The 25,034-nt window shown below is 50.5% G+C and carries 28 protein-coding genes and 1 tRNA gene; 6 read left to right on the plus strand and 23 right to left on the minus strand.

Annotation, left to right across the window (positions count from 1 at the left end):
• The first annotated feature begins 3 nt into the window (after positions 1-3).
• Positions 4-189 carry a hypothetical protein gene (locus tag B8987_RS19580; protein ID WP_020374322.1) on the plus strand — a complete coding sequence of 62 codons (186 nt, stop codon included), beginning with the start codon at positions 4-6 and terminating at the stop codon, positions 187-189.
• 26 nt (positions 190-215) lie between these two features.
• Positions 216-527, plus strand: a complete 312-nt coding sequence (locus B8987_RS04850) for a helical membrane plugin domain-containing protein (RefSeq protein ID WP_242940688.1) — start codon at positions 216-218, stop codon at positions 525-527.
• A 100-nt stretch (positions 528-627) separates the two neighbouring features.
• Here B8987_RS04850 and B8987_RS04855 read toward each other — a convergent pair whose 3' ends face one another.
• Positions 628-1,857, minus strand: coding sequence for an aspartate kinase (locus B8987_RS04855; RefSeq protein ID WP_020374320.1), 1,230 nt, complete (start codon positions 1,855-1,857; stop codon positions 628-630).
• Between the two features lie 97 nt (positions 1,858-1,954).
• Between B8987_RS04855 and B8987_RS04860 the strand changes: the two genes are divergently transcribed.
• From B8987_RS04860 to B8987_RS04870, 3 genes are read left to right on the plus strand one after another with little or no spacing between them, the layout of a single operon-like run.
• Positions 1,955-2,677: an HAD family hydrolase gene (locus tag B8987_RS04860; protein ID WP_020374319.1), complete on the plus strand. Its 723-nt coding sequence runs from the start codon at positions 1,955-1,957 to the stop codon at positions 2,675-2,677.
• A complete protein-coding gene (locus B8987_RS04865) occupies positions 2,662-3,111 on the plus strand; it encodes an acyl-CoA thioesterase (protein WP_020374318.1) in 450 nt (149 codons plus the stop codon). Before B8987_RS04860 ends, B8987_RS04865 begins: the two co-directional genes overlap by 16 nt.
• Positions 3,112-3,149: 38 nt before the next feature.
• Positions 3,150-3,569, plus strand: coding sequence for a NifB/NifX family molybdenum-iron cluster-binding protein (locus B8987_RS04870; protein WP_020374317.1), 420 nt, complete (start codon positions 3,150-3,152; stop codon positions 3,567-3,569).
• Here B8987_RS04870 and mrdA read toward each other — a convergent pair.
• From mrdA to hemL, 13 genes are all read right to left on the minus strand, one after another.
• On the minus strand, positions 3,566-5,512 hold the full coding sequence (gene mrdA / locus B8987_RS04875; protein ID WP_020374316.1) for a penicillin-binding protein 2: 1,947 nt from the start codon (positions 5,510-5,512) through the stop codon (positions 3,566-3,568). The genes B8987_RS04870 and mrdA overlap by 4 nt on opposite strands.
• A gap of 190 nt (positions 5,513-5,702) precedes the next feature.
• A tRNA-Leu gene (locus tag B8987_RS04880) sits at positions 5,703-5,791 on the minus strand.
• Positions 5,792-5,802: 11 nt separating this feature from the next.
• The gene (locus B8987_RS04885) at positions 5,803-6,219 is read right to left on the minus strand and encodes a S1 RNA-binding domain-containing protein (protein ID WP_020374314.1); all 417 of its coding nucleotides are present in this window, start codon (positions 6,217-6,219) and stop codon (positions 5,803-5,805) included.
• A gap of 267 nt (positions 6,220-6,486) precedes the next feature.
• Entirely contained in the window at positions 6,487-7,788 is a 1,302-nt protein-coding gene (locus B8987_RS04890; RefSeq protein ID WP_084660898.1) for a transposase, read from the minus strand.
• A 302-nt stretch (positions 7,789-8,090) separates the two neighbouring features.
• Positions 8,091-8,372 carry a hypothetical protein gene (locus B8987_RS04900; RefSeq protein WP_020374313.1) on the minus strand — a complete coding sequence of 94 codons (282 nt, stop codon included), beginning with the start codon at positions 8,370-8,372 and terminating at the stop codon, positions 8,091-8,093.
• Positions 8,372-8,608 carry a sigma factor-like helix-turn-helix DNA-binding protein gene (locus B8987_RS04905; protein ID WP_020374312.1) on the minus strand — a complete coding sequence of 79 codons (237 nt, stop codon included), beginning with the start codon at positions 8,606-8,608 and terminating at the stop codon, positions 8,372-8,374. The genes B8987_RS04900 and B8987_RS04905 overlap by 1 nt, the downstream gene beginning before the upstream one ends.
• Positions 8,609-8,711: 103 nt before the next feature.
• The gene (yabQ, locus tag B8987_RS04910; RefSeq protein WP_020374311.1) at positions 8,712-9,164 is read right to left on the minus strand and encodes a spore cortex biosynthesis protein YabQ; all 453 of its coding nucleotides are present in this window, start codon (positions 9,162-9,164) and stop codon (positions 8,712-8,714) included.
• A 13-nt stretch (positions 9,165-9,177) separates the two neighbouring features.
• Entirely contained in the window at positions 9,178-9,459 is a 282-nt protein-coding gene (gene yabP, locus B8987_RS04915) for a sporulation protein YabP (protein WP_020374310.1), read from the minus strand.
• Between the two features lie 54 nt (positions 9,460-9,513).
• Entirely contained in the window at positions 9,514-9,753 is a 240-nt protein-coding gene (locus B8987_RS04920) for an RNA-binding S4 domain-containing protein (RefSeq protein WP_020374309.1), read from the minus strand.
• A gap of 92 nt (positions 9,754-9,845) precedes the next feature.
• Positions 9,846-10,121: an HU family DNA-binding protein gene (locus tag B8987_RS04925; RefSeq protein WP_020374308.1), complete on the minus strand. Its 276-nt coding sequence runs from the start codon at positions 10,119-10,121 to the stop codon at positions 9,846-9,848.
• Between the two features lie 82 nt (positions 10,122-10,203).
• The gene (locus tag B8987_RS04930; protein WP_020374307.1) at positions 10,204-11,052 is read right to left on the minus strand and encodes a MazG nucleotide pyrophosphohydrolase domain-containing protein; all 849 of its coding nucleotides are present in this window, start codon (positions 11,050-11,052) and stop codon (positions 10,204-10,206) included.
• 80 nt (positions 11,053-11,132) lie between these two features.
• Positions 11,133-12,644, minus strand: a complete 1,512-nt coding sequence (locus B8987_RS04935; RefSeq protein WP_020374306.1) for a putative polysaccharide biosynthesis protein — start codon at positions 12,642-12,644, stop codon at positions 11,133-11,135.
• 114 nt (positions 12,645-12,758) lie between these two features.
• Positions 12,759-14,063 (minus strand): glutamate-1-semialdehyde 2,1-aminomutase, encoded by a 1,305-nt coding sequence (gene hemL, locus B8987_RS04940; RefSeq protein ID WP_020374305.1) that lies wholly within the window; start codon positions 14,061-14,063, stop codon positions 12,759-12,761.
• A gap of 172 nt (positions 14,064-14,235) precedes the next feature.
• On the opposite strand from hemL, the gene B8987_RS04945 reads away from it, so the two are divergent.
• Complete coding sequence (locus B8987_RS04945; RefSeq protein ID WP_020374304.1) at positions 14,236-14,811, plus strand: hypothetical protein; 576 nt, start codon at positions 14,236-14,238, stop codon at positions 14,809-14,811.
• 120 nt (positions 14,812-14,931) lie between these two features.
• Here the strand turns inward: B8987_RS04945 and spoVT are convergent, their stop codons facing one another.
• The 9 genes from spoVT to ilvA form a co-directional block, all read right to left on the minus strand.
• Positions 14,932-15,486 (minus strand): stage V sporulation protein T, encoded by a 555-nt coding sequence (spoVT, locus tag B8987_RS04950; protein WP_020374303.1) that lies wholly within the window; start codon positions 15,484-15,486, stop codon positions 14,932-14,934.
• A gap of 105 nt (positions 15,487-15,591) precedes the next feature.
• Entirely contained in the window at positions 15,592-16,518 is a 927-nt protein-coding gene (locus B8987_RS04955; RefSeq protein WP_020374302.1) for a peptidylprolyl isomerase, read from the minus strand.
• Positions 16,496-20,005, minus strand: a complete 3,510-nt coding sequence (gene mfd, locus B8987_RS04960) for a transcription-repair coupling factor (protein WP_051005394.1) — start codon at positions 20,003-20,005, stop codon at positions 16,496-16,498. The genes B8987_RS04955 and mfd overlap by 23 nt, the downstream gene beginning before the upstream one ends.
• 96 nt (positions 20,006-20,101) lie before the next feature.
• The gene (locus B8987_RS04965; RefSeq protein ID WP_076005295.1) at positions 20,102-20,308 is read right to left on the minus strand and encodes an anti-sigma-F factor Fin; all 207 of its coding nucleotides are present in this window, start codon (positions 20,306-20,308) and stop codon (positions 20,102-20,104) included.
• Between the two features lie 72 nt (positions 20,309-20,380).
• Complete coding sequence (pth, locus tag B8987_RS04970) at positions 20,381-20,944, minus strand: aminoacyl-tRNA hydrolase (RefSeq protein WP_020374300.1); 564 nt, start codon at positions 20,942-20,944, stop codon at positions 20,381-20,383.
• Complete coding sequence (locus tag B8987_RS04975; protein ID WP_020374299.1) at positions 20,941-21,885, minus strand: ribose-phosphate diphosphokinase; 945 nt, start codon at positions 21,883-21,885, stop codon at positions 20,941-20,943. The genes pth and B8987_RS04975 overlap by 4 nt, the downstream gene beginning before the upstream one ends.
• 41 nt (positions 21,886-21,926) lie before the next feature.
• Positions 21,927-23,297 (minus strand): bifunctional UDP-N-acetylglucosamine diphosphorylase/glucosamine-1-phosphate N-acetyltransferase GlmU, encoded by a 1,371-nt coding sequence (gene glmU, locus B8987_RS04980; protein ID WP_020374298.1) that lies wholly within the window; start codon positions 23,295-23,297, stop codon positions 21,927-21,929.
• A 147-nt stretch (positions 23,298-23,444) separates the two neighbouring features.
• Positions 23,445-23,699 carry a septation regulator SpoVG gene (gene spoVG, locus B8987_RS04985; RefSeq protein ID WP_020374297.1) on the minus strand — a complete coding sequence of 85 codons (255 nt, stop codon included), beginning with the start codon at positions 23,697-23,699 and terminating at the stop codon, positions 23,445-23,447.
• Positions 23,700-23,810: 111 nt separating this feature from the next.
• Positions 23,811-25,034 (minus strand): threonine ammonia-lyase, encoded by a 1,224-nt coding sequence (gene ilvA, locus B8987_RS04990; RefSeq protein ID WP_020374296.1) that lies wholly within the window; start codon positions 25,032-25,034, stop codon positions 23,811-23,813.

Consider the following 25,034-nt stretch of genomic DNA (forward strand, 5'->3'; position numbering starts at 1 on the left):
GGAATGCCAAATACAGAATTACAGCGCCCGGAGTCCGTGTTAACGGAAGCGCAATGGCAAGGGCTAGCACAGTTAGGCGATTTGGTGACGGTCCTGACCAAATTATTAGAAGGACCCATGGGGAGTGTTATCACGGGCTACGCAGCCGAAGCCTCGAGTTTTCTCCCGGCGGAAGCACTTCGACTTTAAAGGAGTTATTAGAATTATTGGCCGAAATGCGGGCGCAAGGCGTCTTTAATCAACTGGCCACAGTCGTCGGACTCGCGTCTGAAACCCTAACCCGTGAAAATTTGAATGCCTTTTTCCAAACCGTCTTGGATATGGCGGGAGAGGCTTCCTTCGCGGAAGTTCTCCGTAATGCCTTCCAAGAGGCGGCCAAAGAATCGGCACAAGACATGCAACATTTAGGCGGGTTGGCAGGCCTCATGCGAGTGATGAAAGACAAAGATGTCCAGGCTGGATTACGCATGATGGGGATTATGGCTGGAAAAATGGCCCCTCTCCTTCGGTCCCGGGCATCAACCTAAAGTCTCTCGAGGTGGGAATAAAACCCTCTCATAAATCCAAGAAGGGCAGCGATGCTGCCCTTTTTTTGACTCCTCGTCTATCAACACACTTTTTGGATCTTTAGTCTTCAATCATTTCTGCGGACTTCCCCAAATTGAATTCTTCATGGATAAGACCCAGGGCACGTTCCGCATCACTGCGATCAATGATGCAGGAAATCTTGATTTCTGAGGTTCCAATCATTTGAATGTTGATGTTCCCGTTGGCCAAGGCCTTAAACACCCGCGCCGCCACCCCCGGACGTCCCAGCATGCCGGAACCAATCGCGGAGACTTTCGCCACATGCGTGTCAATGACCAGCGAATGGCCCCCCAGTTGCTGTAAACAGCTCTTCACAATGGGTTCTGCTCGTTTTACATCCTGTTCTTCGATAGTAAAGGCAATATCATTTAATTGATTATGGGAAACGGCTTGGATAATGAGTTCGACGTTAATGCCGTGCTTGGCTAATTCGCCAAAAATCAATGCGGCCACCCCTGGAGCATCTGGGACACCTAAAAGGCCTAATTTCGCAATATGACGGTTTAAAGCCACGGCCGTCACAGGCGGTTTTTCAATACTTTCGCCCTCTGCGATGACAGTTCCCGGTTCATCACTAAAGGTCGACCGGGCGTAAATCGGCACTTGTTGCCCTTTGGCAAATTCCACGGCTTGAGTCTGTAAGACTTGGGCCCCTTGACTGGCCAGTTCGAGCATTTCGTCGTAGCTCAACATACCGAGCGGCGAGGCGGAGGGAATAATACGCGGGTCAGCCGTATAGACGCCAGCCACATCCGAATAAATCTCGCAGCGGTCCGCTCCTAAAGCATTCGCGATGGCAATGGCGGTGAGGTCCGATCCTCCCCGACCTAATGTTGCCACATCACCTGAACGCGTGACTCCTTGAAATCCGGCCACCACCGGCGTTATGCCGACCGCTAAGGCATTGCGAAGCTCTTTGGGGTCTACTTGTTCGATGCGTGCCTTTCCATAATCGTAACTGGTAATAATTCCGGCTTGGCGCCCTGAAAATGATTTGGCCGGAATCCCTAAGTGTTCGAGCGTCATCGCCATCAGGGCACTCGACTGTGTTTCCCCTGTTGACAATAATTGATCCAATTCCCTGGCGGAGGGCATGGTAGCCAATTTCTCAGCCAGTTCTAACAGCGCATCGGTGTTATCCCCCATGGCCGATACCACGACAACGACTTGATGTCCCTGTTCTACGGTGTGCTGCACTTTTTTTGCAACATTTTTGATATGGTCAGCCGATTGCAGCGAGCTGCCGCCATATTTTTGCACAATTAGCATTCTGTTCCCGTCACCCTTTATCAACTTTTCGTCTATAATAACAAAATTAAAGCAAGTTCCCACAAAGTTTGTGAAATTATCCGCAAGGAGGCTATTTGTGCTCACAAGGCCCCTGAATATCAGTTGCGACTTCGACGGCACGCTCATGCAAAATCCGTATTGGCGGCTTCACCTCAAACCGTGGCTCATATCCTTTAGTCAATCCCATCGCCAGTCATGGGCTCAACTATGGCAACTCATGCGACAAGAAAGTCTCAGCCGGCTCCAAAAGGGTCAATCAACCGAAGCCTATGACTGGAAAGATATTGTCCAAACTCTATTTCAGACCCATTTACCCGATCCTGTCGTGCCTCCTCGAGCCCAGGTCCTGCCCTTGGTTTATCCCGATGTATGGGATTTCTTGCACTGGTCCGTTTCTTATCCCGTTCGCCTCCATTTGGTCACGAACGGCTTTATGACTAATCAACTCCCCTATCTCAAGGCGCTCGGATGGGATAAGATATTGGCATCATGGACCGGATCCGAAAGTGGATTCACCAAACCCGATCCCCGGATTTTTGATGGTATACCGGATTTGGATGTACATATTGGGGATCGTCTGGCCCATGACGTGTTGGGAGCTAAACGGGCATCCATTTTTGCGGTTCACCTGAGGCGTAATGATGTAGGGGAAGAACAAGACGGCCTTGACCCCTTATCGCCTGCTCACTATCAGGCTGATCTAACCATCAAGACGCTTAAGGAGATGCCCCAAGCAATAGCGCGACTTCTCCCGAACATCATGACACGAAAGGCAGGCTGGTTATGCAAGGAATTCTGATAGGCGGCAAACGCTTTGTCCATGAAACGGAAATACGCGTACGATTTTGTGAAACCGATGCTAATAAACATGTCAGCCAAGTGTCCTATGTCATTTATTTTGAACAAGCCCGCACTGAGTTTATCGACAGTTTAATCGGGGAAGACTTCGACTGGTGGTCCGAACGCTATTCTTTGGTCTTGGCTAGACAATCCATTAGCTATCTAGCCCCAGCCTATTTTCGCCAAGTGCTGAAAGTCTATACGGGGATTGCATCCATCGGCCGATCCTCCCTAAATTTATATCATTTGGTTATAGAAAAAGAACACGGCACCTTAATTGCCAATCAAGACAGTACCATCGTATTGATTGATCAGGAAACTCAGCGAAGTCATGCCTGGCCAGATAGTTTTCGGGAACGGGTTATCGCTTTATTGAATGATGACGTCTCATAAGTGATGCATAAATGAACGACCAAAGGACGGTGACGACGATGCGTATAGGAGCTGTTATTGGCCCCGATCAAAAAACGATTGTCCCCCTGCCGGATGGACCGATCATCCGGGTCCGGGATACCGAGAATAACATTACCGAAGACTATCCCAATCCAGCTTACACCGCGGAAACCCACAGGCGCCCGACAGCAGCTAAGGCCCTGGTCGACCACCATGTTGATGTGGTGCTCACGGTTCCTGGCTCATTTTGCTCCCCCTCCCATAAGATCGCACGCCAAGGGGGCATAGCCTTTTGGCCCGTAGAGTCCGGCAGTACATGGCAAGAGGTGGGAGCAGAAGGCGAACCACCGCCAGCAGCGGTGATTGATGCGTTACCTCTTTCTGAATTGATGAAACAAAATTTAGCATCCATCAAATACTATTGGAACCGGCGCCGGAATTCATCCTCAACCCGTTAATATTTCGGCGCCGCGGGTTTTTGATAGCTATAAGGCCACTTCCAGTTCAGGCCAAAGACACTGTCAAATAAGGGCTGGGCTTTGGGGTCTTGAATTTTGAAATACTGATCGTAAATAGCTCGCGCCACAAATCCCGAGTCCGCCCCCCAATTTCCTTCGCGGATATAGACCAGAATCAAAATTTTGGGATGCGGCATGGGACCATAGGTCAAGAAGAAGGCGTTGTAATTATTTGATTGTCCCACGACCTGAGCCGTTCCTGTCTTCGAAGCCACCGGCACCGGAAGCCCCGCTAACGCGCCATAACCAGTTCCCGAGACGCCTTTAGCAATGTCGGGATCCTGAGCAGACATATCCATGCCCTGATGGACAGCATGCCAGATGGAATAGGGCAAATTAATTTTTCCTTGGACTACCGGGTTAAACTTTTTCACGACTTTGCCCGAAGGCGTGGTAATTTCACTAACCAAATGTGGCCAGTACAGGGTTCCGCCATTGGCAATAGCGGCATCGGCACGGGCCAAGGCAATTAAGGTGTAGCGCGCAATACCTTGGCCAATCACGGTATTCAAGTTCCATCCCCACGTCCAAGGGCCTTGCCCCGATGCAGCTAAACGAGCCGGTGTGGGAATTTGACTCGTGATCTCTCCTGGTAAATCAATGTGCGTGGGTTTATTCAGCAAAAACTTCCGCATCCATTTATCCATGGTATTGATGCCCATATCATAACCCAAGGTGTAGAAAAACACGTCGTCAGACAGTCCCAAGGCCTGCTCCACATTCAACCAGCCAAAACCGGGCGCATACCAATTGCCAAAAGCCCGGTCTTTAGGAAAATAACCGGGATCATAAATTTCGGTGGTAGGAGTAATGACGCCGGAAGCTAAGGCAGCCACGGCCATAATCGGTTTAAATACCGATCCCGGTGCAAACCAACCCGAAATGGCCTCGTCAATGAAAGGACTAATGCCCATTTTGGCTAATGGACTGGAAGTCAACTTAGTATAATAACTACTGTATTCTTTGGGATTTGTCGGCAGTAACTTATTGGGATTATAAGTGGGTAAACTCGCCATCGCCAAGATATCGCCATTATTGGGATTCATGGCAATCACGGCACCTTGCACAGCCCCCGCACTATGCGAAAAGCCGACGGTGGAGTGTCGCATGGCTTTCATGACATAAGCTAATGAGTTTTGCGCCGTTTCTTCTAGGCGCCAATTAATGGTTAAATGAAGCGTATCCCCTGGCGTCGGACCGGAACGGCTAAGCAACTTGACAAGCTGCCCTTGCCGATTCACTTCTGCATACTCCCCACCAGCATGCCCATGAAGATATTGATTGTATTCGTATTCCAAACCCGCCGCCCCGACAATCGAAGTCATGGAAAACCCTTTATTCTTCAGCTGTTGATATTCCTGGGCATTGATGCGCTGGGTATAGCCAATGATATTTCCCATCAAATTGCCATAAGGATAATAACGAACCGCAATGGGTTGAATGCGCAAATTGGGCAGTTCATTGATGTTTTCTTCGATATTAGTCATTTCACTGGCCGTAAGCCCCGAAGTAATAACAACTGGATCGTAAGGCGGTAGCTGAGCAATTTGCTTACTAATCAAGTGACTCAAGTACGTTGGTGACTCGCCTAATTCCTTACCCAACAGGCTCAATTCAGACGGGGGCATGTTTTGCCCATTGGCGAGGTAATATAGTGTCCAGGACGGTTTGGATGTCGCCACAACTTTTCCGTCCGCAGTCACAATGTTACCTCGGGGTGCTGGAATCGGTAGCTTACGCAAGGTATCGGCTTGCGCTAAGGCTTCGTAATGACTTCCTTCTTTGACTTGCAAATACCAAAATCGCGTCCCCACCACAGCAAAGGATGCGGTGACCACTGCCATAAACACAATGCTGCGATTACGGCTTTGACGATTGATCATTGATGCATATCCCCCTCATTATCCCTATCAATCATAATAAACGGTTTGGTTGTCTTCGGGGAGCTCCATAAAAAATTACCAGCTAGGTTTTTGTAATGGAAAATGGAATGATTTCCAATCTCAAGGATAAGAGGGCAAAATGAGAAATCCCTAAAGGAACAAAAAAATAACGCGTTTATCACGCGTATAATGGTGCCGGGAACCGGACTTGAACCGGTACGAGCATCCCTGCCCGGAGGATTTTAAGTCCTCTGCGTCTGCCTATTCCGCCATCCCGGCAAATTATTCAATTAGCGACTAGCGCCTCGACCGCCTCGTTTAGATTCCGTATTTCTCCGCAAATCCTGTAAACGATCTTCACTATCTTTCATAAACCGTTGCATCTTATCTTCAAAAGATATTTGCGATGAAGCACGTCGCTCACGATGACCGGAATCACGTGGCGATGGCGTTTCACGCTGAGCCTTCGGTTGAGCTTGACGAATCGAAAGTGCAATTTTTCCGGAAGGATCCATTGAAAGAACCTTCACCGTGACTTTGTCACTTTCTTTCAGATAATCTTTGATGTCCTTAACGTATGCATCTGCCACTTCCGAAATGTGAACCAACCCAGTCTTTCCGGTGGGCAACACAACAAAAGCTCCAAACGGTGCGATACCGCTCACAGTTCCTTCTACGATCTGCCCTACTTCAAGTTCAGACGGCATACGTCTTATATTATCCTCCTAAATAAAAGCTCAACTCGCCTCACGACAACGTTAATTATAAAATGCAAGGTCATAACTGTCAATCGGTAAAAGGTTGGAGTTTTTTCCGCTGTAGCCGATTTCAGTCAATCTGCGGCGACTCCACAGCCGTTTGTCACGCAGATCCCAGAGGGTGAATGGGCCTCAATTATGGCGGAACAGGATGAATCGACGCCGAAGCAGCGGCCCGACGGGCCGTTCCGGGATTTCGATGAATGGGGGTGGGGTTCACGACCCCACGAGGCGGCGCATCCGCTCCGGTTGCCGTTGCCGTATCCGCCCGAGCGCCATCGCCAACATCACGATGAGGGCCAACCCGCAGCGGAGTTGCATTTTCTTTAGCCCCCGAATGGTATGGAGTTCCAACCCGAACGACACATCCAACCGACTGTTCACCCGTTCCACCGCCGTGCGATGGGCATACTCGCGCTTCCATTGATAACTGGCCCGGTCCATGGGCGTAAAAATCCGCCGATCGGTCTGTAAGGGAATGCGCAGGCCCTGGACGACGGGGCAGGTGTCTTGACCCCGGCAGGACACGCCCGCAAAGCGGGCGGGGCACCGCTTTTTGAGACGTTGGCGCCTGACTTCGAATCCGCCGTTACTCATGGTGTGAACCTGACCCGTGACCGGATCCTGACAAAAGACGTCGCCACGATAATTGTAGGTCACCGTCGAATGGCCCGGTAGCACTCGCGTGGCATCCGGGTCCCGCCACATATTCCGGATATCGATCACCGGCTTAATCTGGTAGCTATCCCAGCAGGCGGCGATCAATTTGGTATCATCATAGCCCCGGTCGGCCGTTAAAAGGACGGCACGGGACAGCAGCACCCCGTGGCGATGGTGCAGATGATCCAACATGGGCATCGCCCGGGTCACATCGGACACCGACGCTTTCGTCACCTCCCACGCCACCGGCAATTCGTACGTCGAATCCACCACCAGGTGCAGCTTATACCCGAACCACTTGACCACTTTGGTCCAGGTAGTCCCGTCCTCATGCACACCGCGGTATTCCTTCCGTCCAAAATCGGCATCGACGTCCCGGCGCCCATCGGCGGTGGGGTTTTTGGCGGGCCGCACGGCCCGCGACGAGATACCCTTGCTGTCCATGGCCAAGCGCTGACCGAAATTCGGGAGCACGGCGGCGAGGTCATCCACCAGCTGCTCAAACATCCCGTCCACGGTATCCTGTTCGGCCATCAGACGATGCAGAAATCGGGTGTAGGCCGACGCGGGCGGGACGGCCGCGTTGCGGAACCCGCACAGCATGCGCAGTTGCGCATTGCGGGCCAGTTCTCGGCGAAGGCTCTCGATGCTGGGGTGTTGGAAAACCACCCCGGCCAACACCGAATTCCACATCGCCCGGACCGGGTACGCATTCCGCCCATGCCCACGGGCGGCTTCCAGGTGGGCCATGAGGGTTTCATCCGGGACCGTCTCGAGGACGAGCACGAGGCGTTCGAGGTCGCCTAATTCTTCGAGATCTTGCCACGAAAAGAGAGAAAGTTGTGGTATGATAGCCATACGGGAGAGCTCCTTTCGGAAAATTGTGGTTGGTACTTCAATTTTACCAGAGCTCGGCCCGTTTTTCTTAGGGTTTTGCGGGTTTCGGGGATCGCGGCACGGTGTGCCGCGGGTGGGGTCAAATCGGCCGCCGGCGGCCGACCGGGAACCGAAAAGCCGCATTCCTCCGTCCATGAATGGGGGAAATTCTTTATGAGCCTCTGCGAATCCCGCGCCCCTCTACGGTTTCAAGACAGCGCAAATGCCTCGTTGAAAGGCTAGTAATCGTTTAGCAAAAAATGGCTTGCGCGAGTCCTCGGATTTTATGGTTGGTTGAGAGCCGGATCAGGAATGGCCATCTTTCCCGTAATCATCTTTTTAACCATTACCGGATTTTTTAGTTCTTGAATATCTTGTTGCAGTTTCGCATTTTGTGTTTGCACGGCTTGGATATTATGATTTAACGTCAGTTCATCATGCCACAAAACCCAAATGTGAATTCCCGATTGAACGGTCCAAAAACTTAAATAACCCAACACAAACACGGTGACAAAGCGCTTCCAATTCCAACGTAAGCGTACCCGTTTTTGTCCAGCAATAGCCACTAAATCTCCTCCTCGTCCTCATCCTCCGCAGCCATAACGCCCAGCGGATCCCCACTAATGACCAGAACGACTTGATACCCTTTGGTTTTCGCCCGGTTGTAAAGCGTTGCCACCGTTGCCGGCGACAGACCCAACCGTTTCGCAATGGCCTCACTGGACACTCCTGTTTCCTTTAAGGCCACCACTTGGCGTTCACGAAATGATAATTTCTCGAGTCCGCGAATTTCAATTTGCATAATCTCTCCAAGTTATCCACAGGTTGTGTACAAACTGTGTACAAACTTATTACAAAATTATGACATGGTTTTTACATTATAAAACAGGCAAGAGGTTTTCGCACTACATTTCGGGGGAATTAGGTGGGGGCGAAGGAGGCTTTTTTTTCGGGGCCAAAATTTTTTGGTGGGCCGATCGCAGCATATGGTGAAAAGGCGTGATCAATGTGCGAAGAAACCAACGGAAGGGAAATGTCACATAAAAGACCATGCGCGCCTCAACAAACAAAATCCGTGATATCCAACCAAAGGTTGTCGGGGCAGCCAACCAAACCCATAACCCGTAACCGAGAGCGATAACCAACAAGCTCCACGCATGAAACACACCCCAATCAGTCCATAAATAAACGACTAAAATCAAAAGAGCCGCTATCACAAACCATAGCCAGTCCAAAAAATGACCAATGACATTCCAGATGTGCCATTGCGTCCGCATGGCTCCATAAATCGTCGATAACAGCCCTAAACTGATCCCGGCTAACAGCCATGCCGCAATGGTAAATTCCGGTGACATCATGAAGACATCACTCCTAGCGCCATAATCTCGCCCATGTGCCGTCACTTTTGCCAGGCTTTTTACGGGAATAGACGAGGGAATCAATATCCCCTTCGGCCACAAAACTGCCGGAATCGAGATCCAACTGGTGGATCCGCAAATTATGCCCTTTGATCGTTAAAATGCCCATATCTGTGGATAACATAATGACGTCGTCGTCAAAGTTTTCTACATGCTGAACGCCTTCGATGGTTAATTGAGTGCGGTTAGTCAAGGTCAAGAGATGTGTGCGAGTCTTGTCGCGTTTTTCGTCCATGGCACAGCCCCGCTTTCTTCGATGTCATAGAAGACTATGCCGGAAAAAGGCCCGCTAGACCTCATGAAAGAGTTCCGATGCGCGGTTGGCCGGAACATTTTCCACAATCTTTTCAATCACGACACGCCTGGTTCCAGACGGCAATTGAATTTCCAATTGGTCGCCCACATGAACTTCGTAACCGGCCTTGACGATCTTGCCATTGACCGATACCCGCCCACTATCACAGACTTCTTTGGCTAAGGTTCGCCGTTTGATAATCCGGCTAACTTTTAGAAACTTATCAATACGCATGGAACCACCCCTTAACTTTTTGTCCGTTCTTATTTCTTATCATGCCAGGCAAAAAAGCCCTGCGAACAGCAGGGCTCCGTCATATACCACGATTATTTAGCCACGGACTCTTTGAGAGCTTTTCCCGCTTTAAATGCTGGCACTTTGCCTCCCGCAATTTCCAAGGTGTCGCCGGTCCTCGGGTTCCGCCCAATCCGCGCGGCACGTTCGCGCACTTCAAATGTTCCAAAACCGACCAATGAAACCTTATCCCCTTTGGTTAAGGCCTCTTCAATGGACTCCACCATGGCGTTGACTGCACGCTCAGCATCCTTCTTACTCATGCCAGCCCGTTCCGCTACGCTTGATACTAAATCCGCTTTGTTCACTGCCATCCCTCCTGATCATTCACTAAATTTCACTGAGATTCATGCTCGTTATTCGCCAAAAAGAGAAAAAATCCTGTCTCGCTTAGGAGAAATTCATGCCATTACTGAAAAACGCCAATCGTGTCCATAAGGACCATTCCGCATCCTGATGATACTGACGGCTCACGTCGGCAACGGCCCAGGCCGCATCTGCCAACGTTTCTTCCAGTTTTCCCTCACCATTTCCAATATATACCTTAAGGAGTTCGGATACGGCCTCGAAAACGTTACTCGTTGGCAAAATTCCGCGTTTACCAAGACGCCTCGCCCAGACTAAACTTGGGTATACCCACTCAGCCGCGTGAGTTCGTGGAGGATCCAGGGTTTTAAGTTGCTCCCACTGGCTAGCGACTGCTGAGGCGGTTGCCCCGTGTTCATCCGAAAAGACATGAGGATGCCGCCGAATCAGTTTCGCTACTTGACCGTGAACCACATCGGCTAAGGAAAACGTCTTCGCTATGGCGCTGTGAAACACGACTTGCAGCAGGACATCGCCCAATTCGTCTGCCAATCCCGCTTCATCCCCGGCAACAATCGCTTCACTGGCTTCATAGCTTTCATCCAGTAAATAGCGGAGGAGGGATAAAGGAGTTTGTTCACGGTCCCACGGGCAGCCATCTTCCGCTAATAACCGCGTCATGACATGCTCTAAAGGACCGACGGAGGTCGGATTACCCGGAAGTTGCAAGCGGTCGCCCGCTTGTAATTGAATCGTTTTGAGATCTTTCCACTCGATTTCCCTGGGCGTTTCACCCTGGGGCAGAAGAAGCGCCCGCGAATTGCCAGGAAAATAGGCGCCAAAGCGCACATAGAGATCTTCCCCGTCAAATGGGCCTTCAATAATGAAACGATCTTCTGCGTCACCTGAAGGGCGAAATGTCCATTCGGACAACGTTCCAGGCTCCTTTCCTCAAAGCGATATCTCAGTATACCAGGTTATCCCTGACATACCAAAGAATATAGGGTTTTAGCCTATTCTCGCAAGGCCTTTAACACATTTAACTCACCTAAAGCGGCCATTAGCACAAAATAAATGGCGATTCCCACCACAATCGCACTCACGACAGATCCAATAATCCCTGGGATATGGCAAAATCGCATCCAGGTTTGAATCCCCATCACCATCACAATGGTCCCCACAAAAGGCCACATGGCATCTTTCCAGGGACTCTCTAAGGGGTGCACAATGTTTGACCAATCTTTCCAGTTCAGCCATGCTGTCACAACGCTTGCCCCCACCGTTCCAATAGCGGCTCCCCGAATGCCCAAGGAGGGCAAAGGGGTTAACCACCATGTCAAAACGAATTTGGCGAAAGCCCCGAACAGTAAATTTTTCACAGGAATCCATCCGTGTCCACTGGCTTGCAATGATGACCCTAAGACTTGTTGAATGGCCAAAATAGCACTGCCCACAGCCAATACCTGCAAAGCCCGCATAGCACCGCTTTCTCCATATAAGAGCCGTGTTAGCGGTTTCGCTAACACAATTAATCCGCCGGCCATCGGTAGCCCTAATAACCAAATCATATGCACCGCCAGATTTACCCGTTTGGCGGCCAGTTGCCGGTCATTTTCTGCCATAGCTTGGGCAATAGCCGGAACAAGCGATACCGCCAGTGCTGCTCCCACGACCATGGTCAAATTAATTAACGGCATGGCCTCCCCGCTCAACCGCCCAAATTGGGCCGTGGCTTGACGCAAGCTTAATCCTGTTTTCACCAGCTGTTCGGGCACAAACATAGAATCCGCTAAAAACATCAACGGGAACAAAAGACCTGACAAGGACATCGGCATCGCCACCAAAAATAATTGCCGCAACTGGGCCCAGGGAATGGGACGGTATAAAATCCACCGTCTTCTTTTTAACCGCGCTCCCAATAAAAAAAGCATGCCGATCATCGCCCCAACTGGGGCCCCCACCGTCGCCCCTGCGGCTGCCCACGCGGTTCCCTTGGGCAACCACATCAAGGCTAAGGGAAACATCACCGCGACCCGGGAGACTTGTTCCAAGATTTGCGAAATCGCTGTTGGAGCCATCTCTTGATAGCCCTGAAAATATCCCCGCAAACTAGCCTCCGAGGCCACAAACGCCAAAGCGGGCGCCAAAGCGCGGATGGATAACGTCGCTTCGGGTTCATGAAAAACGTAACGTGCAACCCAAGGTGCCAAAAATTCCAACATGATGGCCATCACCAAGCCAATTCCGGAAAGAAAAATTTGAGCCCAAGCCGCTAATTGTTCTGCCGATTTAATATCATGATGCGATAACTTTTCTGCTGTTTCTTTGGATAATGCTGTGGGGATTCCATTCACAGATACAGCGAGGAGCAGGGCATATAACGGATAGGCCATTTGAAATAGTCCGACGCCGTAGTCCCCTAATATGCGTGGCAAAAAAATCCGGTAAATGGCTCCAATGGACTTCGAAATCAGAGCACCCAGGGATAGCCAAAAGGCTCCCCGCCACAACGTACTTTTCTTCATCACCCAACCACCTAACCTGCGTCATTGCTTCTCATGCAGGATATTCGGTGGGAGATCATAAAAAGAACAAGCTCTTTCGAGCTTGTTCTGAGACTTAATCCGATAAACCTCCGATTAACCCCGGGACAGTTCCCGAAAACTCTCCCGGCAGGCTTCGAGCGTTTTGTCAATTTCTTGTCTGGTGTGTGCGGCAGACACAAACCACGCTTCAAAACGGCTCGGTGCCAAATAAATGCCCCGTTCCAACATAAGCCGGTGAAAACGTGCAAATTTCACCGGATCAGACATTTTAGCCGTGGTATAGTCATAAACAGGATTTTCCTGAAAAAACACGGTAAATGCTGATCCTACACGGTTTATGGTAATGGGCTGATCAAATTCCTGAGCGATTTCTAAAATATTCTCTTCAAGAATCTTGGCAAGCTCCGCCATGCGCTGATAAGGATCCTCGCGTTGCAAGACCTCCAACGTCGCAAGCCCGGCCACCGAAGACAAGGGATTGCCTGCTAAAGTGCCCGCTTGGAACATGCCGCCCAAAGGGGATACGTACTGCATTACATCATAACGGCCTCCATAGGCCCCTGCCGGTAATCCTCCGCCAATAATCTTCCCTAACGCGTAGAGATCAGGAATGACTCCGAGCAATGACGCCGCCGACCCATAATGGAAACGGTATGCGGTAATCACTTCATCAAAGATTAACAGCGCCCCCGCCTTATGGGTTAACTCTTTCATCTGTTGCAGGTAGCCGTCTTTCGGCGGAACAATGCCCATATTGCCCACAATGGGCTCGGCCAACACACAGGCGACCTGATCCCCGATCTTGGCCAAAGTTTCTTCCAAAATGGCAATATCATTGTAGGGCAAACTGATGACATCCTTCACCACGCCCCAAGGGACGCCCAGACTATCTTGCGTACCCACGGTTGATGCGCCGGAACCCGCCTTGACTAACATGCCATCACTATGACCGTGATAGGCCCCTTCAAATTTGACCACCACAGGTCTCCCGGTAAATGCCCGGGCCAATCGAATAGCCGACATGACCGCTTCGGTACCCGTTGATGTAAACCGCACTTGCTCTAACCCTTCAATGCTTGCGACCAACGTTTCTGCCAGTTCAATTTCCTTTGGAGCGGGGGTACCCCATAATGTGCCCTCATCCACATGATCCTTAATCGCTTGCACGACATGGGAATTCGCATGGCCCAGGACTAACGGTCCAAAAGCGGCAAGATAATCTATATAGCGCCGACCATCAACATCTTCAAAATAGGGGCCCATACCGCGAGCCATAACCACGGGGGGATCTCCCCCCACCGCGCGAAATGACCGCGCAGGCGAATTGACCCCACCAGGAATCACTCGTGTGGCCCGTTCAAACCACGCTTGCGATTTTTCGCCAACTTCATATGCCAATCTATCCGCCTCCCAAGCAAATCCTGCCACAAGCCCTGTCTTCATCATGCCGAACCCGAATGCTATGACGCAAGACGTTTTTTGGATATCAGCTCATAGCAATCGTTATCTCTAAATGACTTGCGTTTGTATCATAAATCCCTATACTGGAAAAAGGAAAGGCGGACCTGCTATGAGAAAGCGACAAATTTGGCTTATCTTGTCTGCCGGTGTTGCCATTTTTGTATCAGCGGGGATTATCGGCTATCACCGTCTTCAAGAACCGAAGCAGCAGATTTTTGCGGTCACTAATCAAGTCTTACAGGCGGAACTCGCCTTAAATCCCAGAGAATCCTCAAAGCAATTAGCAGTGCTTGACCAGCATCTTGTGACAGGCAGCCAGGCCGATTTTTTTACTGCATGGCTCTACGATGAAATGCGGTCGCTTGCCGGGCAAAACCCTCCTCGGCTGGTATCCATGCACGTGAACATTGCTCAAAAAGCTATTTACTCAATGACCCTGTCCCAGGCCATTGTCGATTACCGCCTGACAGTCACTCGCATCTATAAGCCACATGGTCAGGTTAATACCACCGAAATTGTCACCCTATGGTTAACCAAATCGCCGGATTCTTCTCAAGGGGCGGGGTGGAAAGTTTATGCTATCAACTTTAATTTTGATCCCATTGATTTTCCAAACAGGCCCGACTCGGAAGGCTATGACACATGGAATCTACAGCCAGCGCCGACGCCACCACATGGTGTGTAGTGATAAGATGCGAGCTAGGACATAGGCTGCATAAGAAAACCGCAATGATCGGCACGACTCAGCGACCATTGCGGACTTCCTACCGGATAAGAGTGGGATGTGGAGGATGACGGGTGAAAATTATTGTTCCATCTGCTTCGCTAGGAAGCCCGCCGCTGTTTCTGCCAATTTAATCTCCATTTCTCCCATACGTACATCAGGTTCTCGACTACAAATGATGACGGCTCCGATAGGATCGCCTTCTGAAATAATCGGTGCGATAACTTCCGCAAGGAACTTATCGTCTTCATCATCCCCAATTAAGCTACCCTTCGGTTTGTGATCACCACGATTGTAGGCCAGCGTTTTACGTTCTTCCATCGCCTTTTCCACCAGAGCCCCCAAGGGCTTATTCAGGAATTCCTTTTTAGGAGCTCCGGCCACCGCAATAACGGCGTCCCGATCCGCAATGAGAGCAATGTGGCCGACCGCCTCATATAACGAATCCGCATATTCTTTGGCGAAATCTCCCAATTCCCCAATCGGTGAATATTTTTTGAGAATAACCTCTCCATCCCGATCAACAAAAATTTCTAAGGGGTCTCCTTCACGAATCCTTAACGTTCTCCGTATTTCTTTGGGTATCACCACCCGACCCAAATCATCTATTCGGCGCACAATGCCGGTAGCTTTCACTGATGGCCCTCCTTTCGCCTGCGGCCTTTCAGGGGTAGTATATCGACGAACCGCGGCGTTTATGCATTTTTTCCAGATATACCGGATGGTAGAAAAACCAGCTGACTAAAAAATTCTGACGTGAGCTTGGCGTATGATCGGTTGAGACCAGTGGTCAAAGACCTGTGTCTTGTGCTGGTTCCACAACTCGGTTCGAATGCCGGCTTCTGTGGTATGATTCAGCGGCAATGGCTTTCCACCTTGCTCCGCTTGAACTTCGATGATAGCGTAGCCTAAATGCATATGAACTATACCCTCTTGTCCCGGAGAATGGGCACGAAGGAATTGAATGGTGGGAGAGGTGGAATGGGCAGGAATTGGTACCCATCCCATTTCGCCTCCAGATAGCGCATTTTGGTGATCGATCGAGAATTTTTGGGCCAGTGCCTGAAAGTGTGCGCCGCGTTTATATTGCTGCATCACACTTTGGGCCAAGCTAGCATTTTTCACCACGATTTCACGCGCTAGGACTTCTTTAGGGGTCAAAAATTGGTCCTGATGGCTATGGTAATATTGAGTAATTTCGTTCAGGGAAGGGGCTGGCACATGACTGGTTGCATGATTAAAGGCGGCCAGCAGCCACTCTTGTTGCGTCACATAGTTCTTCAGATCAGGGGCTGTTAAGTGATAGCGGTTAAGGGCTTGGGTTAAGGTCAGATGCTCACGGTTCAAGACCTGTTGAATCTTGGCTTGGGCTTCACTTTTCGCCATGGTGGGAGAAAGCCAGTGTTTCTTTTGACTATAATGGACCACGGCCAGTTGATCCGCATACGTTTTGACTTGGTAGGTCTTCCATTGGGGCGAGAAATTAGGCAGCTTGCCCGTTAACAGCGCATTGGCTCGCAGAACTGCTTGCCACTGCGCATGAGAAATGAGTTGTCCATTGACTTCGGCGACATTAGCCGGATCGGAGTTTCCGCAAGCTGTCAGTGACGCCAATAACCCCCAACCCAATAGGCCAAAAAAGCCATTAACCGCTTTCCTCTTTTGCACCAGCAAGAGCCCCTTTCATGGTGAGGAGCACATCTTCGGCCACGTCTAACGCATGTTCGACGCTGTGCCGAAGTGGCAATTTCACACTCAATTCAGGTGCTTTAGCGGGGGAAGGAATTAACCGGCCGGGATAGCGAGCCGCCAATTGCCGGATGACATCCACGCCCATAGGGGTTTCAGGCAAGGTCGTCAAGACGATCCGATCTTTCTTATGGCTTAACTGAACAATCTTTAACTCTTTCGCCATAACCCGAACTCTCGATAACTGTAATAAACGCGTCACCTCAACAGGCAACGGGCCGAACCGGTCTTCAATTTCTTCCGCCAAAGCCTCAATTTCCTCTAAGTTTTTGGCAGAGACCAGCCGTTTATACAGTTCGACTTTGGCGCTGGGAACATTGATATAGAAATCCGGAAGATAGGCATCCACAGAAATATCAATTTGCGGTTCAATGTCTGTTTGAACAGCCTCTCCTTTGAGTTCACGTACGGCTTCGGATAACAATTGTGTATATAAATCGAATCCTACCGAGGCAATAAAGCCATGCTGCTCCGCGCCTAGCAAATTACCCGCACCGCGAATTTCCAAATCACGCAAGGCAATTTGATAGCCCGCCCCGAGCTCCGTAAATTCTCTAATGGCTTCAAGCCTTTTCTCGGCTTGGGGAGAGAGCACCTTGTCCCGTTTATAGGTAAAGTAGGCATAGGCTAAACGGGCGGAACGACCAACACGTCCCCGCAATTGATAGAGCTGGGCTAGACCCAGACGGTCGGCGTCCTCGACGATAAGCGTATTAGCATTGGGAATATCCAAACCGGATTCAATAATGCTGGTGGCCACCAATATGTCATATTCTTGCTCAATGAAACGGGCCATCACATCTTCGATCCGGGTTTCGTCCATGCGACCGTGCACAACACCAATAGCCACATCCGGAAACATTTTTTGCAAGCGAGAAACCGTTTGGTCAATTGCCAAGATTCGGTTTTGGACATAATAAACTTGCCCTCCGCGATCTAACTCCCGGCGGATGGCTTCGCGAACGAGATCTTCATCAAATTCCGCCACCACGGTTTCCACCGGAAGACGGTCTAATGGAGGGGTTTCGATAAGACTCATATCCCTAACCCCCACCATCGCCATATGTAGCGTCCTGGGAATCGGGGTAGCGGATAGGGTCAACACATCGATATTTTCCCGTAGTGCTTTGATCCGCTCTTTATGCGCCACGCCAAAGCGGTGCTCTTCATCCACAATGAGCAAACCTAAGTCGCGAAACTTAACATCTTTGCCTAACAGACGGTGGGTACCAATAATGAGATCAATTTGCCCTTGGTGTAACCGCTCTAAAATATCCCGCTGCTGTTTTGGCGTCCGAAATCGGCTTAAGACCTCGACCGCAACCGGAAAACCAGAAAATCGTGCTTTGGCAGTGGTATAGTGTTGATCCGCTAATAAGGTCGTGGGTACCAAAAACGCCACCTGTTTTCCCGACATAATGGCTTTAAATGCCGCACGAAAGGCCACTTCTGTTTTGCCGTAGCCGACATCCCCACAAAGCAAGCGATCCATAGGACGGGGACGTTCCATATCTCGTTTAATTTCTTCTATCGACCGCATTTGGTCTTCCGTTTCATCATAGCCAAAGGCTGCTTCAAACTCTTGTTGCCATGGCGTGTCGGGAGCAAAACTAAAACCAGGGCGGGATTCCCGAATGGCATATAACCGGATCAATTCTTCGGCCATTTGCCGCACGGAAGCCCGCACTTTATCCTTAACTCGGGACCATTCTTGTCCCCCCATTTTAGATAGTTTGGGTTCTTGGCCTTCAATCCCAATATATTTTTGAATGAGTCCTAATTGATCAGTGGGGACATAGAGAGTATCTTGACCCGCATATTGCACATGCAAATAGTCTTTATGCTGGTCTTGAATCGTAAGGGTTTTAATGCCCAAATAACGCCCAATTCCGTGGGTGATATGGACTACATAATCTCCGGGATGCAAATCCCCAATTCGGACCGTTTGCCGACTCTCCCGATTTTTCCTAGGTGTCAGTTTCAGTTCCCGGCCAGATAGCTCGGTTTCTCCCAGTAATGCCAATGACAATTCCGAGAGGATAAATCCATGTCCCAATTGGCCCGTCAACAGTCCCACTTCGCCGCGTTCCCCTAAACCCTCCCGGGAACTAATCCCCAGGTCTAAGAGCTGGCGCTGCATCACATTCACGGCCTGGACATCGCGCAACACCAATCCTACCCGCATCCGGGATTTGCGAAGGCGAGAAATCTCCGCTTTGAGCAATTCCATTTGTCCATGAATCCTGGGTGCAGGTCGGCCCGTAAGATTGAGATGAAGATCACTCTCCCGGCGATTATGAGGCATAAGCGACAAGCTGAGCTCGCCATAGCCTTTCAACCGGGAAAAGAACTGTTCGTGATCTAAGGTGCCATGCGCTTCTAAAGGGAGGAAATCGCCGCGTTCTAAGTGGCGTTGACGCTCTTCCCGCTCATCAGCATCCCTCCCTAACAGGGCCTCCCCAATGCGCGGTAAATCATGATAGATGACTAATGGTTTCGTCGAAAATATCTGGGTAATAGATTTCAAGGAGCCAAATGCCGGGGCAAAACGCTCGATCCCGGCAAATATGCGCCCTTCTGCTAAATCACCTAGCCATCGTCCAAACCGTTCTTTGGCTTTTTGCGCCTTATCAAATTGACCCATAGACTCCAAATTACGGATCAACAACTCGGATTCGTGAGCAATTTGATCAATACCACGCTGGCGCTGTTCAGGAGTTAAAAGGACTTCCGCAGCTGGTCCAATTTGGGCTTTTTGAATCATCTCTATGGTTTTTTGGGTTGTAACATCAAAAATCCGCAAGGAATCAATCTCATCATCAAACCATTCCATGCGGTAAGCGGGGCCGCCGGGTACAAAGACATCAATTAAACCTCCACGCACCGCAAACGTTCCTTGTTCTGTGGCTTCTCCCTCCCGGCGGTAGCCGAGACGATCGAGCTTTAGCATGACAGCGTCGCGAGGTAATTTTTGGCCCACGGTAACCTCTAAGGGCTCAGCATGTACAGGCAAAATCAGCTGGCGGCAGGCCTCAACGGAGCCAATCACAATGGCCCGGGGATTATGCGCCGCCTGTGTTAACGCTTCAAGCCGCATCAAGGTCCAGTCATGGCTCTGCGCCTGAACCTCGCCAACGATATAGGGCCTTGGTGGCAACAAATAAATGGGGGCCTCCGGAAGAAATTGGGTCAACTCGGCTTCAAACGCCCGCGCTTCCTGAAAGCCGACGGTGACGATTAAACACGGTCTCGCAATGTCTTCAGCCACCTTAGCCGTCAAAAAGGACGGCAAAGACCCTGACAACCCAAAAACTTGGGTTGTCTTGCCTTGTTTCAATTCCTCCACCAAATTGCGATAGGGAGCCAAGTCAGACCACAAGGTTTTAAGCGAACTTAAATCAGCCATCACAAGTCCTTTCATCGGTTAGCATCTGAACTCATTTGCACATTTTCGCTCTGTAGGTTCAGGCTTTCGTGCAGAAATGGGTGATCTAACTTTTCCCTAGTTATACCATAAGCCTTCATCATAAGGGATGGGCAGACACCCCTCACATAGGACATTCACTTGCACGTGATCCGGCCCAATATCTTGCAGCATATCGCGTTGCTCAGATGGTGTCAGTTTTGAAAGTCCAAGGAGGGGGTCGTCCCACGGCCCCCCATATTCGCCAATGATTCGGTGACAATGACGGCAACGGTAAACAACCATAACGGCCTCCTTGATGTCAGAAGTTACCGTTAGTGTGTCCCGCGCCCCCTTATGCTACGCAATAGACAAGGGCTAGAGGCCATTGAAGCGATTCATCGTATCCGCAATCCCTTTGACCACAGCCCATTCGCAGGCTTCGGCGACTTCATCTAAAACCCCATCGAGAACTTTCCATTCCTCGCGACTAAACCGGCCAAGCACCCAATCAATGACCTCTACATGTTCGGGCGGACGGGAAATCCCAATTTTAATGCGGGGAAATTGATCCGTCCCCAACACGTGCGTAATGGATTTCAAACCATTGTGACCGCCACTGGAACCATGGGCCCGCACCCGGATTTTTCCCAGTGGCAAATCCAAATCATCTGAGATCACCAAAATACTCTGCGCCGGCAGTTTATAGAACTTCGCTAATGCCCCGACCGCCTCGCCGCTCAGGTTCATAAAGGTTAAGGGCTTTAACAAAATAATATTGCCCCATTTGCTCACCAATCCAAAGCGGTTGCGAACAAAATGGCCTCCCCTGCGCGCGGCTAAACGGTCCAGTGCCAAGAACCCGGCATTGTGTCGCGTTTTGGCATAATCTAATCCGGGATTTCCTAATCCCACAATGGCACGAATCTCGCTCATCATCATTCAAACAGCTTGGACACCGACAAATCTTCATGCACGCGCATAATGGCTTCAGCCAATAAGGCAGCAACAGAAATCACGGTAGTCCGCGCCATGGGCTCCTGTAATGGTATCGTATCGGTCACAAAAAATTCCACAATTGATGAATCCCGTAAGACTTGCGGCGCCCTTCCAGAAAATACCGGGTGGGTACAAGCCGCATACACCGCTCGGGCTCCCAGATCCATGATCGCTTGAGCAGCTTGGGCAATGGTACCGCCGGTATCAATCATGTCATCCACAATGACTACGGTCTTATCCCGGACTTTTCCGATCACATTGACAACTTCTGAAACATTAGGTCCAGGACGCCGTTTATCAATAAACCCTAACGGGGCTTCTAAGTATTTAGCCATTTTCCGTGCCCGGTACACGCCGCCGGCATCTGGGGAAAAGATCATCAAGTTATCTAAATGCTTTTGATGAATGGCTTCAGATAAGATTCGCACCCCTTGTAAATTATCCACGGGAATATCAAAAAATCCCTGAATTTGAGGCGCGTGTAAGTCCATGGTTAAAACACGACGAGCTCCCGCGACCGTAATGAGATTCGCGACCAATTTGGCCGAAATGGGCTCACGGCCCTGTTCTTTGCGATCTTGCCTGGCATACCCATAAAAGGGCACCACAGCTGTGACCCGTCTTGCCGACGCCCGGCGTGCCGCATCGATCAGAAGCAAGAGCTCCATCAAGTTATCGTTCACCGGATGTGAAGTCGGTTGCACAATAAAAACATCGGTGCCTCGCACATTTTCAAGAAGGCGGACCCGTATCTCTCCATTAGAAAATCGGCCGACATCGGCCTGTCCCAAGGAGAGCCCCAAATGTGACACAATTTTTTCGGCCAGCGCACGATTCGCTGTCCCTGTAAAGATCTTGAGTTCTCCTTCCCGTTCAAAGCTCATTGGAACAACGGTCCCCTTCCTGCATGCCTTTTTACTCCATTCTATGATTTTCGTCGTTGACGTGCCCAGTCGGGCTTGTTTTCCTGCCGGCTACGGGCAATGGCCAAAGCATCCGGTGGTACGTTTTGCGTAATAGTGGATCCCGCCGCGACATAGGCACCAGGTCCTACTTCCACGGGCGCTACGAGATTGGCATTACAGCCAATGAAGGCGCCATCCCCAATAAATGTCGGATGTTTGGCTTGCCCATCATAATTCACGATGACCGTTCCGGCACCAATATTCACGCCGCCTCCAATAGTCGCATCACCTAAATACGAATGATGCCCGGCTTTACTCCCGGTTCCCACGCGAGTATTCTTTAACTCGACAAAGTTCCCGATTTTCACATTATGGTCCAAAGAGGTTCCTGGACGCAAATGACTAAATGGTCCGACAGAAGAATGACTGGCTAACGAACTTTGTTCCACTACGGACCGGTCTACTCTGACCCCATCTCCTAAGCGACTGGAAACAATCGATGTCATCGGCCCGATATGACATTCTCGTCCTATCCGAGTTTTTCCCCGCAGAAAGGTCATCGGATAGATGACCGTATCTTGCCCGACCTCAACATCCACATCGACATAAGTCGAAGCCGGATCGACAATCGTCACGCCCTGGTCAAATAACCGGTTCAAGGTCAATTCCCGGAGATAGGCTTCGGCTTGCGCCAGATCGCGGCGTGTATTAATACCCATCACGCGCGCTGGATCAGGCGCCACATACGCTTCGACCCGCTTCCCTGCAGCAATTAAGCGGGCCACGGCATCGGTTAAATATTTTTCATCGTGATGCCACGGCAAGGTATCCAGTAATTTGGCCAACCCGGTAACAGACCATACCCCAAGACCTGTATTAACCTCATTAATCTGGTAGAGTGCGGGATCACTCATCGCGTCTTTGTCTTCGACGATCGCCTTTACCCGATCATCATCTCCCCGCACGATGCGTCCGTAACCTGAGGGGTCCTGAACAATCATACTGACAATCGTGGCGGCGGCCTGTGAATCGCGGTGAACCTGCAACACTTTTTCGATCAGAGAAGGCGGAACTAACGGGCAATCTGCAACCAGGACGACCACATGATCCACATCAGAATCCATCACCTGAAGAGCTTGCGCTAACGCATCACCCGTTCCATGCATTTCCGGTTGGCGGACAAATTCCGCCTGCCCTTCCAACACTTCTTCGACGCGGTCAGCTTGGTGACCCACCACAACCCACGGTTTTCCTAATCCTGCTTCCCGGACGGCCCGCACCACATGCTCGACCATCGGGACACCACCTAATTCATGTAATGCCTTTGCTAACCCAGAATGCATCCTGGTGCCGCGCCCTGCGGCCAAAATAACGGCTACCGTCTGCGCCAAAACGATCCCTCCGATTCCTGGGGCCTGACGTTCCTCATACCATGGTTAGCATACCAAAATTTCGCCGTGGGATGAATGTCTTCCCCTAGCAAAAAAGAGTCCGCCTAGAGGCGGACCCTTAATATCTACAATGGCAATGTCGATTGGTTAAACACCTCCGTGAAAGACCTCTAACACGGCTTTTTGTATCCGCTCCCGAGCTGCTTGCGTAATGGGATGCGCAACATCCCGAAATTCACCATCCGGCGTTTTCCGGCTTGGCATCGCCACGAATAGTCCTTTGAGACCTTCTACCACTTTAACATCATGAATGACGAATTCCCCATCCAGGGTCACCGACGCGACGGCTTTCATCTTTCCCTCAGTTGTCATTCGGCGTAACCGCACATCCGTTATTTCCACGCTGAATCCTCCTTGTAGCCAAGTTAGGTGGCCCGGACATCCGGGGATTAAATTATTCGCCATTTATTGCTCGAGATCCTCTATATTGTCGAAATTTTTGTTGCGAATCTTTTAATTCAGAATCTCCACATCGTAGCCATCTTCACGCAATTTCGTCACTAATTGTTGGACGTGCTCCACATTGCGTGTTTCCAGTACCATTTGAATGGCGACTTCAGCCGGCGACAGCTGCGGATTCCATCGTTCATGCTCGACACGGATGACATTGGCTTTTAATTCCGCAACCCGGCGCAACACCCGGGCCAATTGACCAGGCCTGTCTCCCACGGTTGTTTTGAGGTGCACTTGACGTCCTTCTTCCACTAACCCTTTTTCAATAATGCGGTTTAATAAGGTGACATCAATATTGCCCCCACTGACGACCACACCCACCGTTCCTAACCCTAAAGGAATTTTGCCGGCCAACATCGCCGCTAAGCCGACCGCCCCTGCCCCTTCGACCACCAGCTTCGTGCGCTCCAAAAATATCAGAATCGCGCGAGAAATATCATGTTCGGAAACGGTGACCACATCATCCACATATTGCTCGACCAGTTCAAACGTCAAGTCTCCAGGGCGCTTGACCGCAATCCCGTCCGCAATCGTTCGCCCTCCATGTGCTTCCACCACGTGATGCTCCTGCCGCGATAGGACAAATGCGGGCACGGAATCGGTTTGAACCCCTATCACCTTGATGCGGCAGTTTTGCTCTTTCGCCGCTAGCGCCATGCCCGCAATCAACCCACCTCCCCCAACAGGCACAACCAATACATCCAAATGGGGACGCTCATCCAACATTTCCAGGGCAATCGTTCCTTGGCCCGCAATGATTGCCGGATCATTAAATGCCGGAATCAAGACGCGGCCCGTTTCTTGGGCCACGCGTTCCGCTTCATGATAGGCATCATCAAAGGTTTCTCCAAAGAGACAAATATCCGCGCCATATCCCCGGGTGGATTCGATTTTCGTTAACGAAGCCCCTTCTGGCATATAAATTAACGAGGTCGTGCCAACCAAACCCGCAGCCAGGGCTACACCCTGGGCATGATTGCCCGCCGATGCGGCAATGACACCCCGTTTTAATTCTTCCGGCGTCAATTGCCGAATGCGGTTGTATGCCCCGCGTAATTTGAAGGATCCCGTACGTTGGAGATTTTCTAATTTAAAAAAAACCCGTGCGCCTAACAGGTCATTGATGTAGACCGATTCTTGCAGGGGAGTCATGACCGTCACACCTTGCAAGGCTTTGGCCGCTTGTCTAATACTCTCTATTGTTAGCTCTTGACCCACATGCAT

The sequence above is a fragment of the Sulfobacillus thermosulfidooxidans DSM 9293 genome (genome assembly GCF_900176145.1).
GTDB lineage: Bacteria > Bacillota > Sulfobacillia > Sulfobacillales > Sulfobacillaceae > Sulfobacillus > Sulfobacillus thermosulfidooxidans.

Coding starts and splice junctions, on each gene's coding strand:
- B8987_RS04850 (WP_242940688.1), top strand. CDS start 216: ATGCGGGCGCAAGGCGTCTTTAATCAACTGGCCACAGTCGTCGGACTC.
- yabP (WP_020374310.1), bottom strand. CDS start 9,459: ATGGACGAAAAACGCGACAAGACTCGCACACATCTCTTGACCTTGACT.
- B8987_RS04965 (WP_076005295.1), bottom strand. CDS start 20,308: ATGGTTGTTTACCGTTGCCGTCATTGTCACCGAATCATTGGCGAATAT.
- B8987_RS04865 (WP_020374318.1), top strand. CDS start 2,662: ATGCAAGGAATTCTGATAGGCGGCAAACGCTTTGTCCATGAAACGGAA.
- B8987_RS04920 (WP_020374309.1), bottom strand. CDS start 9,753: ATGCGTATTGATAAGTTTCTAAAAGTTAGCCGGATTATCAAACGGCGA.
- mrdA (WP_020374316.1), bottom strand. CDS start 5,512: ATGATCAATCGTCAAAGCCGTAATCGCAGCATTGTGTTTATGGCAGTG.
- B8987_RS04945 (WP_020374304.1), top strand. CDS start 14,236: ATGAGAAAGCGACAAATTTGGCTTATCTTGTCTGCCGGTGTTGCCATT.
- B8987_RS04935 (WP_020374306.1), bottom strand. CDS start 12,644: ATGAAGAAAAGTACGTTGTGGCGGGGAGCCTTTTGGCTATCCCTGGGT.
- B8987_RS04975 (WP_020374299.1), bottom strand. CDS start 21,885: ATGAGCTTTGAACGGGAAGGAGAACTCAAGATCTTTACAGGGACAGCG.
- B8987_RS19580 (WP_020374322.1), top strand. CDS start 4: ATGCCAAATACAGAATTACAGCGCCCGGAGTCCGTGTTAACGGAAGCG.
- pth (WP_020374300.1), bottom strand. CDS start 20,944: ATGATGATGAGCGAGATTCGTGCCATTGTGGGATTAGGAAATCCCGGA.
- B8987_RS04870 (WP_020374317.1), top strand. CDS start 3,150: ATGCGTATAGGAGCTGTTATTGGCCCCGATCAAAAAACGATTGTCCCC.
- B8987_RS04855 (WP_020374320.1), bottom strand. CDS start 1,857: ATGCTAATTGTGCAAAAATATGGCGGCAGCTCGCTGCAATCGGCTGAC.
- mfd (WP_051005394.1), bottom strand. CDS start 20,005: ATGGCTGATTTAAGTTCGCTTAAAACCTTGTGGTCTGACTTGGCTCCC.
- yabQ (WP_020374311.1), bottom strand. CDS start 9,164: ATGATGTCACCGGAATTTACCATTGCGGCATGGCTGTTAGCCGGGATC.
- ilvA (WP_020374296.1), bottom strand. CDS start 25,034: ATGCATGTGGGTCAAGAGCTAACAATAGAGAGTATTAGACAAGCGGCC.
- B8987_RS04890 (WP_084660898.1), bottom strand. CDS start 7,788: ATGGCTATCATACCACAACTTTCTCTCTTTTCGTGGCAAGATCTCGAA.
- B8987_RS04905 (WP_020374312.1), bottom strand. CDS start 8,608: ATGCAAATTGAAATTCGCGGACTCGAGAAATTATCATTTCGTGAACGC.
- B8987_RS04885 (WP_020374314.1), bottom strand. CDS start 6,219: ATGCCGTCTGAACTTGAAGTAGGGCAGATCGTAGAAGGAACTGTGAGC.